A 13,273-nucleotide genomic window follows, 5' to 3' on the forward strand; every position below is an offset into this window, starting at 1 on the left:
TTAGGTGTTCGTCTGTCAGCGGGCGTTCCTCGCTAACGCTTCGGGCTAGTGTGCATCGTAACGCGAGAGGGAGCAATCTTCGCCACTATGCGATCAACACTGCGGAGCGGGCCAAGTCGCTGAGGGCCGCGTCCAAGCGGGACGCGACTTGGTCTTGCAGCCCGGCAGCAAGCCAACTCGGGCTTTGCGACGCCGGCCGAAGCGGCGACGCTTGCTGCTCCGCCGATGCTCGCGTCAGGCGGTCGATCAGGGCCCCGCGATCGGTCCGCCCATCCAGATTGATGACCAACTGCCGGGATAATAAATCGTCGACCACAAAGCGATCGTGCCAAAGCGTCGTGGCGGCCCAACCGTGGGCAAGCTCGTAGCGCGCGACCGGACTGGCCTCTGGGCATCGGCTCACGGTGTTGACCGCCGGCGGCTGCCAACTGTGTAGATCGATGGCGCCGATCGGAAATCCGCCGGCGACGAGTGCCCGTAATTCACGATGGTCTTGAGGCGTTGGCGTGCGGCCGAGGCGGCCCGTTGCGGCAGCGAGCAACTCGTCGAACGGCATGGTCCGCGGATAGACTTCGCCGAGCACGGCAAGCGACATTTTTTCGATTGGCTGGTCACAGCGCAGCGAGGCCGTGACGCGGTCCTTTCGGGCGACAAATTCTTCCGGACGATTGCCGCTTAATTCGGGAGCGGCCGACAAAGGCTGGGCGGCCGTGGCAAGCAGCAACCGCTTGAGCGGGTCGCGACTCGACGTGGTTTCGTCGGCAAGGCTGGCGTCGGCCAACGCATCGCGGGTTCGTTTTTGGCCGCTGCGGCAAATAATCGAGCGGCGAAAAGATGTCCCCTCGAGAAAATCGAGCTGCTGTTCGAGTTCGATCGGATCGTATTGCTTGGCAAGCTTCGCCAACACGTCCGCGGCGATTCCGGAGCGACGTCGATCGACCGGTAACGCTTCGCAGATGTATTGCAAACCGCAATTCCGGCAGCGGTCGACGAATTCATGAAAGTAGACCGGATAGTTGGCCTCTTCCAGTACATCGTGCAACACGAGCTCATCGCTCAATCGCGCCAGTCGATCGGCTTCGCTCCGGAGGATGCGGATGTAGGCGCTGCCATCGTCGGGCGAAAACCGCACAAGAAGCTGCATCAGCGCATGCATTTGCTCGACGCGCTGCCGTGGTTCGTCGATCGCGCGGGTGTGGAATCGGCCCATCGCGCGAACCATCTGCCGCAGATGGCAGCCTGGATAAGCGTTGTAGCTCACCAGCGCCAGGCCGTTGTCGGTCAGCCGCCGGCCGCAGAGTTCGAGCAGAGCCTGCCCCACGGCAGGAGGCACCCAGGAATACACGCCGTGGGCGATGATATAGTCGAACCGCCCAATGCCATCGTCGAGCGCGGCAAGATCGCGCTGTTCGAACCGGATGTTCTTCAATCCCACACCGGCCGCAAATTCCCGTGCTTCGGCAATCTGCCGTTCGGAAAGATCGATGCCGACGAATTCCGCCTCGGGCAACGCGTAAGCCATCGGAACAAGGTTGGTTCCACGAGCGCAGCCGACTTCGAGAATCCGCGCGGTTCGCAGGGGCGGCGGCTCGAGCCCGTGCAGCGTGGCCAGTGTCGCAAGGCGATCCGGATGGCTGAATCCGTAGGCGTGGCGCGGATAAGGCGTTTGATCGTAGCTGTTGGAAATATCGCGGCTAGCCATCGCCGACCTCACGAACTAAAAGGGCGTTGCGGGCAAAATCGGCAATGCAAGCCGCGACGCGTTCCGTCAAATAAGTTCGAATTGCTGCGGGATCGCGGACCACACGTCCTTGCACTCGCATTTCAACGTCGCCGCGCGACATCGGCGCAGAAAGCGATTCGACGATTGCCGCCGAATCGTGCTGCCCGTCGAGCATCGATAGCACCTGGCCTGCCAACTCGCCACTGAGATGCACGCGGCGATGGAGCAGATTCGTGACTTGGTGCCGTGCCGGAGCGCGAGAAACATCATTCGACGCGGTGGAACCGCCGTTTTCGCCGATAGCATGCCCACGCAGAGCCGTGGGGATGGCGCCCGCCGCGGGAGTAACTGGCGAGGGAACCAATGGCGCGGCGTCGGCCGCGCCCCAGCCATTTGCGACTTGATAGCGGGCCACGGCGCTGGCGATCGGCTTTGCGCTCGGTTCGATTGCCATCGGCGGGTCGAAGGCCCGCAATTCGATCAACCGCATTGCGAACCATTCCATCGCCATCGGGGCCAATTGCTCGGCGATCGCTTGCTCGTCGCCCAGCCCCGCATTCGCCAGCCGAATCCGCACACGCTCGACAAGCGACTCGAACGGCAATGGTTTCGGATGCGATTGCGAAAGCTCGAGCATGGCCGCCCGCCCGACACGGCTCACGAGGGATGTCGTGCAGTCGTCGGCCCGGAACACCAGCGGCGCCGGATCGCGAAGATCGATCTGCTCGATTTGATGGCGAGATAGCGCGGTGTCGTTCGATGAAACGGGCAGCGCGGCGGAAGCCACCCACAAATCGCGAACCGCTTCGGGAACCAAATGGTGCCGAACCGAAACCTCTTCGCGGCAAAGGAGCGTCGTGCGCAGCGCTCGGCCATAGAGGAAATCGAGATATTGCTGGAAGTCGGTGACATCGCCCCCTTGGCGAATCAGGTCGAGTCCGGCGGTGTCGATTCCGATCCCGAACATCTGGCCGAAATGGGCATCACCCAGATATTGCAGTCCGTGGCGAGCGGCTTGGCTGAGGAACTGGTGCAAAAGCTGCGGATCATTGTCTCGTTCGAGATCGTCGTGCAAGATGATCGCGTCGCGCTCGGCAAGCAGGCTGCTCGCTTGTTCGCGCAGCGCGGTCCGATACGGATCGTCGCTCGGCGGCAGGATCTCGAGCAGCGAGTGCAGCAACGCGCGATTCTTGGCGGCGAACGATCGCGGGTCGGTTTCCCGGCGCCCGTGATACCGGCACATGTGCCGAATCATCTCCCGCAGTTGGCAAGCGGGATAGCAGTTGTAGCTGAGATAGGCGATCCCCTCGGGGGCGAGCAATCGCCGGCAAGCCGCCAACATGGCCTCCTTCACCGCGTCGGGCACCCACGAATAAATGCCATGGGAAATGATGTAGTCGAAGAGCCCAAATCGTTGCGCCAACGACTCGGCTTCGCAAATATCGAGTTGCTCCAGCACGACATTGGTTAGCCCAAGCGCATCGGCGAATTGTTTCCCTTCGGCGATCTGCCGCTCGGAAAGATCGATGCCGACCCATGTGCTGCCGGGCACAGCATACGCCATGGGGACCAAATTCGCCCCGCTGGCGCAGCCCAGTTCCAGCACTCGGCAACGGTCTACCGGGGCCGGACGCAACCCGAGCAATCGGCCGATCGTGGCTAGATGCGACGGATGGGTATAGGGAAACGCCAGTCGCGGGTACGGAATCTCGTCGTAGCTGGTCGCCAGCGGTGCAGCCGAATCGATGGCCGCGCCGAGAACATCCAACTCAGGATTCGAGGCAGATGGCTTCAATACATCGCTGGCAGACCGGCCAGTTTCCTATATTTCTGTTGCTATCGGAATTTTGCAGTGTCGGCGAAAGTGATAGGCAGGTCAACCGCGCGGCCGCGGTTGTCGGCCGTGATGCTTGCATTTCGCAGCGCCGAGGGAGAATCGAAGTTTGCCCTTTCCCGGCGTCTGGGACATAATTGGCAGCGACAGGGGAGAGGCTACCTTGGCTGGCCGGTGGCGTCATGGAACATCGCTGGATGAAGGGCATCGTTATCCTGTTTTGGATTGCGACGATGTCGTGGCTCGTGGTGGCGAAAGTGTTGCCACCGCTGGAGCGGGGCGATCCGCCGACCTTTCGTTCCGTTTATGGGAATCTGGATCCTCAGGCCCCGCCGATTAGTTGGACGGTCGACTGGAACGATCGGCCGATCGGCTGGGCAGCAAGTCGCGTGCTGCGCAACAGTTCGGGCCTGTTCGAGGTGCATAGCCGATTGCACGTCGCGCGTTGGCCCGTGGAAGAAATGCTGCCGGTTTTGCTGCGGGCTGCCTTGCGCGACGTCGTCAGTTCGTTCGGCGGCCTGGAACTCGATGCCTTCAACCGGATCGAAATCGACCCGCTCAACCGCCTCGTTGGCTTTCGCTCGACGATCCATATCAAAAAAGTCCAGCAGGCGATCGTGATCGAGGGGAGCGTCGAAGGCAAGCGGCTGAAGCTGCATGTCGACGCCGGCGGCGTGACCTGCCCGCCGTCGGACCACTATTTGCCGTCGGATGCGCTGGTGGGCGACGAACTGTCGCCGCAAGCCACTCTCGTCGGGCTGCACATCGGCCAGACTTGGACGGTGCCGGTCTACAATCCCCTGCATCCCGAAGGACCGTTGGAAGTGCTGGAGGCAACGGTTCGCGGGCATGAAAGCATGCGGTGGGACGGGCAGTCCGTCGACGTGCTGACGGTTATTTATCAAAGCGACTCAGGGTCTGCGCTTGGCACATCTCGCACGCCGCACGGGAAGCTGTGGGTCGCGCACGACGGCACCGTCTTGCGACAGGAAATAGGGATCTTCGGCTCGAGGCTGACCTTCTTGCGGCTATCGCCCGGCGAATCGGCCAAATTGACGGCCGGCTTGGACGACATGCTGATCGCGCGGCCGCCGGGCCGCCACGCCGCCGATGCCAATGAACCGCCGAATGTTCGCTGAACGAGGGCAGCAGGGTTGTGAACGGAAGCTTCGTATCCTTTATGCAATTTGACAAGCAAACCCCGTAATGGCGATCGATGGGTGCTGCGCCGGCTGCCTTGAGCGGACGATTACCCATAATCTTCACGAGCTACAGAAACTTGAGCCTGAAGGGCTTATTGGGTCAGCCCAGGGCGCAGCCGCATGAGGGGCGTAGCCCTGGGAATGTGGTGCAACGCGTTGGTTCGGCCCTGAAGGGGGGCCGTTCTACAATTCGGGCTGCCTTTGAACGGCCCTGTCAGGGCCGACGCGTGGTGCGGGCGGTTGACCCAGGCCTCCGCCGCTCGCGCGGCTTCGGCCTGGGCTGGCAGAAATCGGCCTTTCAGGCCGAGACCGTTCACGTGGCCCCCGGGTGAATATTGTCGGTACTGCTAAGCGGCTTTGCGTGGGCATGTCGGCGCGAGCGATGCACATACCCACTCAAGGCCAGTGGGCATGGCGCCCTGCGATCGACTAGCGCAATCGAGGCAATTTTAATCAGGGCCGAGCCCGCGGAATCTCGCATGATCGAATTTCAAGATGTCGCGCGGACGTATGGCCAGAAATTGGCGGTCGCCGGCCTGAATTTGAAGATACCCAGGGGGCAACGCTTCGCGCTGCTCGGGCCGAACGGCGCCGGAAAGACGACGACGATCAAAATGTTGGTCGGCTTGTTGCAGCCGAGCACCGGAATCGTACGGGTTTGCGGGCACGACGTGGTGCGGAAATCGCGCGAGGCGAGCCGGTTCGTGGGTTTCGTGCCGGACGAAGTTTTTTTGTATGAAAAGCTATCGGGCCGCGAGTTTTTGGAGTTCGTCGCCGATTTGCATGGATTGAATCGCCGCGACGCCGCCGCCCGGATCGCCGCGCACATCGATGCTTTCGAATTGGCTGCATTTATCGATGGCCGCAGCGAGACCTATTCGCACGGGATGAAGCAGCGATTGGCTCTGGCCGCGGCGCTTGTGCACGAGCCGGCCGTGCTGGTGCTCGACGAACCGATGGTGGGGCTCGATCCGCGCAGCATGAGGTTGGTCAAGAATCTTTTGCAGCAGCGCACGGCCGCCGGCATGAGCGTGTTCATGTCGACGCATTCACTTTCCCTGGCAGAAGAAATCGCCGATTTGATCGGCATTGTCGATGGCGGCCGGCTCAAGTTTTTCGGAACGCTGGCCGAACTGCGCGGGCAGGCGGCGCACGGCCACACGTCGCTGGAAGAATTGTATCTCGGCCTGACGACGGCCGACGCTGATCGCCAGGCGGCTTTGAGCGCTGCTCCGGCTGCGACGATCGCGGTTGCGCCAACCGTGGCTACTGCCGGGAAAAATGGCTGCGAAGCGGCGAGCGGCGAAGGAGAGGCTCGATGAGCTCGCTCGGCACGACCATCGGGATCGCGATGCCGCTCGAATCGGCCGGCGGCGATTTGCTCTCGTCGGACTGCGAAGCGCAGGTGTTCTGGTCGTTGCGTCGACGCCTGGTGTGGGCATCGCTGCGGCAATTGATTTCGGTCGCGCGCCTGCGGGCCACGCTGATTGTTCTCTTGAGCGTCGTTTTTTGGTGCGCGCTCTATTTCTTGTTCTACAGCGGATTCGATTTGCTGGCCGGCTTGTATCCAGCGGTCATCGAATCGCTTTACAACGCGTTTTTCATCTCGTTGATGGCGATGCTGCTGTGTTCCTCCGGCATCATCATGTACACGAACTTATATCGCTCGCCCGAGGCGGCGTTCTTGCTGACCACGCCGGCTCGGCCGGAGCGGATATTCGCCTACATGTTTCAAGAGTCGCTTTGGTTCACGAGCTGGGGTTTTTTGCTGCTGGGTAGCCCGATGTTGGTGGCGGCAGGCGTGGTGGTGGCGGCGCCATGGCACTATTACGCATTGCTGCTGCCGTTCATGTTGTCGTTCTTGTATATTCCGGCGGCGTTGGGTGCGATCGCTTGCTTGCTCGTGGTCGACCGGTTGGGGCGGGTGCGTTGGGCCGCCTTGCGATGGGCGGCAGTGCTCGGAGTCGCGGGGCTGCTGTGGCTTGGCTGGTCGGTGTTGGGCGGCAATCAAAGCGACTTGCTGACGCCGCGATGGTTTCAGGAATTGTCCGGACGGTTGCGATTCACCGAAAATCGGCTATTGCCGAGCTGGTGGCTGAGCACGGGATTGCTGGAAGCGGTTCGCCGGCCGATGGCGGGAATCTCCGAGGATCAGCCTTGGTCGGAAAGCGTGAAATTTCTTGCGCTGTTGATCTCCAACGCGCTGTTGTTGCACTTGTTGGCACTATGGCTTGCCCGGCGACTGTATCGTGGTAGTTTCAGCCGAATGCAGACCGAGCAGGCATCGCGGCGGAGAGTGAAAATCGGGATCGTCGACCGGCTGATGCTTGGCCGCATCGGCGGCAGCGGCCGGCCTCCGTCGCACCTCCGATTGATGTTGGTCAAGGAATTGCGGCTTTTCCGCCGCGATCCGGTGCAATGGTCGCAGTCGCTGATCTTCTTCGGATTGCTCGCGCTCTATTTTTTCAACATCCGCCGATTCAGCTACAACGTGGCTTATTCGGCGATGATCGGATTCTTGAATTTGGGCGTCGTGGGATTGATTCTTTCGACGTTTACGACGCGATTCATCTATCCGATGCTGAGCCTCGAAGGGCGCCGGTTCTGGATTTTGGCACTTTCGCCGGTCCGGCGCGACACGGTCGTGTGGACCAAATTCGCGTTTGCCGCCGGGGGGGCGCTGTTGCCTTGCTGCGGGCTGATGCTGATGAGCGATGCGATGCTCGACATCAGTTGGCAGGTCATCGCAGTGCATCAACTTTCCTGCGCCGCGCTTTGCCTGGGGCTGTCGGGAATCGCCGTCGGCTTGGGCGCAAAGATGCCCGAGCTGCGCGAGCAGAATCCTTCGAAGATCGCGGCCGGCTTCGGCGGCACTTTGAATCTGGTGCTCAGCGCCGTGTATATCGTCGTGATCGTGCTGCTTACGGCCGTGCCGTATCACTTTTATTTGTCGAGCTTGCATGGCCTTGCGGCAGTGCAATCGGAGCGATTGACGCGATGGCTCGGCAACACGACCGCCATCGATATCGCAATCGCGGCGACCGCCGTGCTTGGCGCCATTGCGACGATCTTGCCGATGCAAATCGGGCTGCGAGCTTTTCGGAAGATGGATCTGTGATCCGGCGAAGACCAACGAAAATGAGCCCGTTGTCGCCGCTCGTCCCTCGCTGACGCTTCGGGCTAGTGCGGCGTCAACGCTGGATTTTGGGATGGTCGAAGCGCCTCGCCCGACGATTTGCCGCCCCGCTATCGCCCCACGATCCCAGACCTTCGCGACACAAGCCCGAAGCGTTAGCGAGGGAGCGCCGCAACGGCGGCATCGTCTCGCTGCGGGCGGCAAAGCGACATGCGCATTGGATGAATGCGTTCGTGACGGCGATCCCGCAACGGAGCGCTTCCTCGCTAACGCTTCGGGCTAGTGTTGCCGTGCGGTATCGCTAAACCGTCTCGCCCGACGATTTGCCGGCCCACGATCCCAGACCTTCGCAACACAAGCCCGAAGCGCTAGCGAGGGAGGCAGGCGACAAACGCCAAACCTTCACATCGCCGCGTCGAACAGCAACGAAAGCACGTCGAGTGCGGTGACGGCCCATTGCGGATCGCGGGTGCCGGCGTTTGTCGTCGACTCCCACAGTGCCAGCGCGTAGCGGAGATATTGCTCGCGCGATTCGGACCATAGCTCGCGCGGCAGTTCGGCGATCGCCTGCGGCCAGAGTTGGCTAAGTTCGTCGAGCGCTGGCCGGCAGCCGTTGATCGTGTCGAACACGAGATCGTCGAGGCGTTCGAGTTTTTCCAAGAGTTCGACTGACGTGATGCCCAACAGCGTCGAAGGACCAGCGATCGCCGCGGTGTGACTTGTCTTCGGGGCCTGCGGATCGAGGCCGCTCGAGCGCGGGCGGGCAGGTTGTTGGTGCGGGGCGTGTGGCTGACGAAGAATGTCGCTGCCGCGAAATTCGCTCGCTTCAGGACCACTTCCATCTGGTTCGCGAGACGGCTGTGCCGGGCCCCACGCGCTTGCCAGCCGCGTGATGTGTGGGGCCGGCGGCTCGGCATAGATGGCAGGCGGATCGGGCAGCGGTGTGCCGGCATGCAGCCGAGCTTTCAACTGGTCGGAGAGCCACGCCAAATCGGAAAGGCGAAGGCCGGCTCGCGTGCGATGCAATTCGGCCGCCAGAGTTGTCAGCCGGTCGGAGCGAATGGCCTGTTCTAAATAGGCCGCCCAACCCGTCGGAACAAAATCGCTCGCTGCCTCATCGGCGAGATTCAGTAGCGTCGTGCCCGGCTGACGGGCCAGGCGGCGCTGTTCGGCTTCGTCTACTTCGACCACGTTGATGCGAAACGGCCGCCGCGGTGAATAGGCCAACCCGGTGGCAAACGACACTTCGCTGCGGCATTCGACCGGCAAGCAGTTCAGCAGACCGGCCAGCAGCCCTTCGGAATGTCGCGCACCGACGAGCACCAATGCATCGGCCCGCAGAGCGGCATCCATGAGCCGGGCGATCCGCCGTGGACCCAACCGCTCCGCAAACTCGGCCAGCAGTCCTTCGTCAACCGCTGCCACCCGGCCGGGCAGATCGAACGCCGGCAGAATCGGCGGCACAGGGTCATACAGCTTTAGGGCCCCGTACACTCGGGCCGAATGCAGCAATGCCAGCGGATTGTTGGCAAACCGGGCAAGCACGTCGGCGGGAACGATGAAGAATTGCGTGTACACGCGCGGACCCGAGCGGCCGCTATACTCCGCTCCCGCCGCGGTGCTTCGCGAAACGCACAGCGCGCCGCTCGCCAGCGGATGGAAATTGACACTTCGGCCCCCCGCGCCGGCGTCGCACAGCGAGCCGTGGGCCGGCGCCCAAGCCGTCAGTTGCCGGGCGTCTTCCGGCCGAATGCCGGGACTCGTGGCGACCAAATGGTAACCGCGACCCCGATCGGTGCGCGCCGACGTGAATACCGCCTGTTCGATCAGCATGGTTTCCATCCGCGAAGTCAACTCCCGGTAAATCTCACGTACGGGCTAACTACCGCAACGCATGGCAGTTCGCCTAGGGACAGGCCTCACGCTTCGATTTGCTGCACCAACCATTCGAACGGCTCGACGATGCCGCGCGGCTCGATGCGCAGGGGAACGACGATCTGGTTGCCGCGGCGAATTTCCACCGTCGCGCACGCGCCGGCGACTCCGGCCGCAAAAAAACGGTGCCGCGGAAATCGTTCGACGCAGTGCCGCCACAGGCCGGCCGCCCGTTTATGGGCAAAATCGGCCGGGTCTTCGAAGCAGCTCTCGCATTGGTCGGCTTTGCTGAGCACAACCGCCACCGGACGCCCCGACCATGCCATCTGCCCTTCGTCTTGCAGCTCGTTCAAATAGCTGAGCACTTTCATGGCGAAATGATCTTGCTCCGGCGAGCCATCGTCCATCTCGGCCGCGTCGACCAGCAACACCGCGCCAGCGCATGTCTGCAAAAACCGCCGGATGCCGACGTGCATGTGCGGATGGTCGACCTCTTCCAACATTGCTTCGCCTGCCATATCGGGCATGATCAATTCGATCTGCTCGCGGTGCGCCGCGGTGCGAAGTTGGCAATGAACCCAATTCCAGCGCTCCGCCTCGCTCGGCGTTTTGCCGGGAAACTGGCCGCGGGCAAGGGCCCCGATCACCGACTGTTGCAGCGTCACCGAAAACGCTCCGCGCGACAGGATCTGCAACCGCTCGGGCCGGCGCGAAAGCATGTCGAGCAGCATTCCGAGATAAACGGTCTTGCCGACCCCGCTGGTGCCGAGCACGGCCATCATGCGCGGCGGAGTTTTTTGCGTTTTGGATTGATGCGTCAGCGCCATCGGCGCAGCGCAACGGCGGCATCGCTCGGCGTCGCACGAGTTTTCCTCGTGGCAAATGTAACACGGCAACGGCACCGCATATTCGGCAAGCCGATGGGAATCGAGCGGCACAAGAGCTTTAGGCATACGACAAAGGCCAGGTTCAAGCGGGTTGCAGCAGATCTTCGTTTGCCGTGGAGCATGAGTCTTCAGGTTCACCTTCGGACTCCGCGTCGCCGTTCCATTCACTCGTTGCAATCAAATCGCAAGCGCCGAGCGCCAACCGGAAGCCGATGTTGTATTTGCGGGCCAACGGGCTATCCGCGCTGGCGAACTGGCAAGCGGCGTGCTGGTCGAAGTAGGTATCGAATGCGCCGCCGCGGATTGTCTTGAGCGGCGGTCTCGCCAGGCTTGGCGCTCGATCCGCCGGCGATGCGTTCGCCGCGGCGCCGGTCGGCCAGTTAGCACCGCCCTGGCCGTTGGCATCGCGGCGAAGCGCCGGCCTCGGTAGCTCGAAATCCGCGGCCGTCCATTCCCAAACATTTCCGATCAATTGGCTGAGGCCGCCGACGCTTGTGCCCGCGCTAAAATCATCGACGGCCGTCGTGTCTCCCGATGCCGAGCCCCATAGATTCGCGCGGCTGCGATCCATCGCGTTGCCCCACGGAAATTTTCTCTGCACACGGCTCGTCGGTGAAAGCTGCACCGGCCAGCACCCGGCTTTGAGCCATTCCGCATCGGTCGGTAGCCGCTTGCCGACCCAGCGGGCATAAGCGGCCGCTTCGTACCAACTCACGCCGACGACCGGATGATCTGCCTTGCCCGCCGGAAATCGACCATGGCGCCAATATCGCGGCCCTGGATGGCCGGTGGCGTCGACGAAGTCCAAGACGGCCGGCCAGATTGCCGGATCCCAAAGCGGCATCTGGTCGTATCCGCCGGCGTTGAGGAAAATCTGATATTGCCGGTTGGTCACCGTGAAGCGATCGACATAGGTCGCACCGACGCGGACGACGGCGCCTTCGGCCGCGTGCAATTCGGCCGCGCTGATCGGCTCCTCCGTCACCAGATGTGGCTCGACCAGCACATCTCCCTCGGGCACCAGCGCCATCTGCTGCTCGAGGCGTTGCCGAGCCGGGGCCAGCATCGGTGGGGAGAGGTTCCCCGCGATCTGCGGCCGCAACAGCAGGGCATAGCGGCTTTCGCGCATTAGCGTGTCGATAAATTCCTGAACCCGGCATTCCGGCGAACCTGCGGCTGCAGCCGGAAGCTGATCGCCTGCGTCGTTCGACTGAGGGCCGCCCGGCTGGGCGGCCTCGGCCGAGGCGGAATGGCTTTCGGCGGTTTCGCAAATCACGAGCGGGCTAATGTTTCGATTTTGCGCGGATGCGCGGCATGGCATCGTGCGGCGGCCGTGGTTCCAGCGGCGCACTGCGATAAGCGTCGCGACGCCGATCATAGCCACCAACCCGGCGCCGACAAGCAAACGATTGCCCCCCTCCGCGAACAGGCCCAATAGGGCCGCTCCAAAGCCGATACCGAAGGTAAGCCAGCACCATTTGCGAAAGCTATGCAACCAAGCGATCATGTCGGCGAGTTGTCGAGTGAAATGGGAATTGTTTGTAGGGGGCATACTCCGTATGCCGTCAGCGCCCCGTGCAGCGCTGCGCGGCGCGCGCCGCGGACGGCACGCGAATATTGTTCGACACTTCGGCTCCAGTTCGGCTGCCCTGTGCGGACGCAGGCGCCTGCCGGCGCGCTTCGGCATCGCGGTGTAATGTCTTGATCTGCGAAAGTAACGGGCCAAGCACGGGATCGCTTGCCGCAGGGGCTCCGTCGCCGGCGGTGTCGGCGCGGGCGACGTCGGAAACCGTGAGAGCGGCCGTCGGCGGCAGGGCACCGAATGTTTCCATTTGCCGATGAATGGCTTCGCGAAGCTGCCGCAATTCGCCGGCCCAAACAGTGCGTTCCTCCGCCGCCATGCGGCGCTCGGCGGAGATTTGATCGGATTGCTCGGTCAACTGACGGCGGAGAAATTCGACCTCGGCCTGGAGCGCGAATCGATCCTGCTCCAACTCCGAAATTCGGCGAGCAACCGCTCCGGCAAAACGTGCCGGCTCGGAGTCGTCGGCTAGGCTTTGCGCGTCGAAGGGAACAAGGCTGCAATTCTCAGCGGAGCGGCGAGCGTCGTCATCATGTGCATTCTCGCGGGTTTCTCGAGCCGCATTCGCATCGGGGCAGCCGTCGTTAGTGACGACTCGTGTTGATATCGCACTCGCACGGACCCGTTCGGCTTCGAGCTGTTGCCATGCGGTGTCGATCTCGTCGAGCAACTGACCGATGAATTGCTCGATTTCCTCATAGCCCGTTCGAAACGCGCCGAGCGATCCTTGGATCGGCCGCCAATCGACGGCCGGGATTGTTGGCGCTGTGATTGCCGGCGCTGCGATCTCGCGAACGGCGATGCTCGTGTTGTCTGCGGTCGGCGAATCGTTCATATCACGAGGAAATCATCGAAGGGAAAAAAAGGGCGAACGGATTCGGCGGCGAACCGACGCAATTGGCGCAACATTCCGCCGGCTTCTCGCAGACGATCGTCGGCCGGCATATCGAGCTGGTCAGCAACAGATAAGTGGGTGGCGGAGCGACAAGATAAGGCGACACTGCTCCACCGACGAAAAACCTACGTCGGATTCG

General features: G+C 62.4%; 10 protein-coding genes. 3 read left to right on the top strand and 7 right to left on the bottom strand.

Annotated elements, in window-relative coordinates; genetic code table 11:
• Positions 1–85 precede the first annotated feature (85 nt).
• Positions 86–1,702: a methyltransferase regulatory domain-containing protein gene (locus tag VHX65_09890; GenBank protein ID HEX3998849.1), complete on the bottom strand. Its 1,617-nt coding sequence runs from the start codon at positions 1,700–1,702 to the stop codon at positions 86–88.
• Entirely contained in the window at positions 1,695–3,518 is a 1,824-nt protein-coding gene (locus VHX65_09895; GenBank protein HEX3998850.1) for a methyltransferase domain-containing protein, read from the bottom strand. Before VHX65_09895 ends, VHX65_09890 begins: the two co-directional genes overlap by 8 nt.
• A 236-nt stretch (positions 3,519–3,754) precedes the next feature.
• Here VHX65_09895 and VHX65_09900 point away from each other — a divergent pair, with 236 nt between their 5' ends.
• The 3 genes from VHX65_09900 (at position 3,755) to VHX65_09910 (ending at position 7,877) form a co-directional block, all read left to right on the top strand.
• Complete coding sequence (locus VHX65_09900) at positions 3,755–4,696, top strand: hypothetical protein (GenBank protein HEX3998851.1); 942 nt, start codon at positions 3,755–3,757, stop codon at positions 4,694–4,696.
• Between the two features lie 542 nt (positions 4,697–5,238).
• A complete protein-coding gene (locus tag VHX65_09905; protein HEX3998852.1) occupies positions 5,239–6,081 on the top strand; it encodes an ABC transporter ATP-binding protein in 843 nt (280 codons plus the stop codon).
• The gene (locus VHX65_09910) at positions 6,078–7,877 is read left to right on the top strand and encodes a hypothetical protein (GenBank protein ID HEX3998853.1); all 1,800 of its coding nucleotides are present in this window, start codon (positions 6,078–6,080) and stop codon (positions 7,875–7,877) included. Before VHX65_09905 ends, VHX65_09910 begins: the two co-directional genes overlap by 4 nt.
• 420 nt (positions 7,878–8,297) lie before the next feature.
• On the opposite strand, the gene VHX65_09915 is transcribed toward VHX65_09910, so the two are convergent.
• The 5 genes from VHX65_09915 to VHX65_09935 all read right to left on the bottom strand — a co-directional run.
• Complete coding sequence (locus VHX65_09915) at positions 8,298–9,728, bottom strand: hypothetical protein (GenBank protein ID HEX3998854.1); 1,431 nt, start codon at positions 9,726–9,728, stop codon at positions 8,298–8,300.
• A gap of 86 nt (positions 9,729–9,814) precedes the next feature.
• Positions 9,815–10,723 (bottom strand): hypothetical protein, encoded by a 909-nt coding sequence (locus VHX65_09920; GenBank protein ID HEX3998855.1) that lies wholly within the window; start codon positions 10,721–10,723, stop codon positions 9,815–9,817.
• Between the two features lie 16 nt (positions 10,724–10,739).
• Positions 10,740–12,209 carry a formylglycine-generating enzyme family protein gene (locus VHX65_09925; GenBank protein ID HEX3998856.1) on the bottom strand — a complete coding sequence of 490 codons (1,470 nt, stop codon included), beginning with the start codon at positions 12,207–12,209 and terminating at the stop codon, positions 10,740–10,742.
• 13 nt (positions 12,210–12,222) lie between these two features.
• Complete coding sequence (locus tag VHX65_09930; protein HEX3998857.1) at positions 12,223–13,074, bottom strand: hypothetical protein; 852 nt, start codon at positions 13,072–13,074, stop codon at positions 12,223–12,225.
• 1 nt (position 13,075) lies between these two features.
• The coding region (locus VHX65_09935) for a hypothetical protein (GenBank protein HEX3998858.1) at positions 13,076–13,273 on the bottom strand (198 nt) is incomplete at its 5' end.

It is taken from the genome of Pirellulales bacterium (assembly GCA_036267355.1).
In the GTDB taxonomy this organism is placed as follows: domain Bacteria; phylum Planctomycetota; class Planctomycetia; order Pirellulales; family DATAWG01; genus DATAWG01.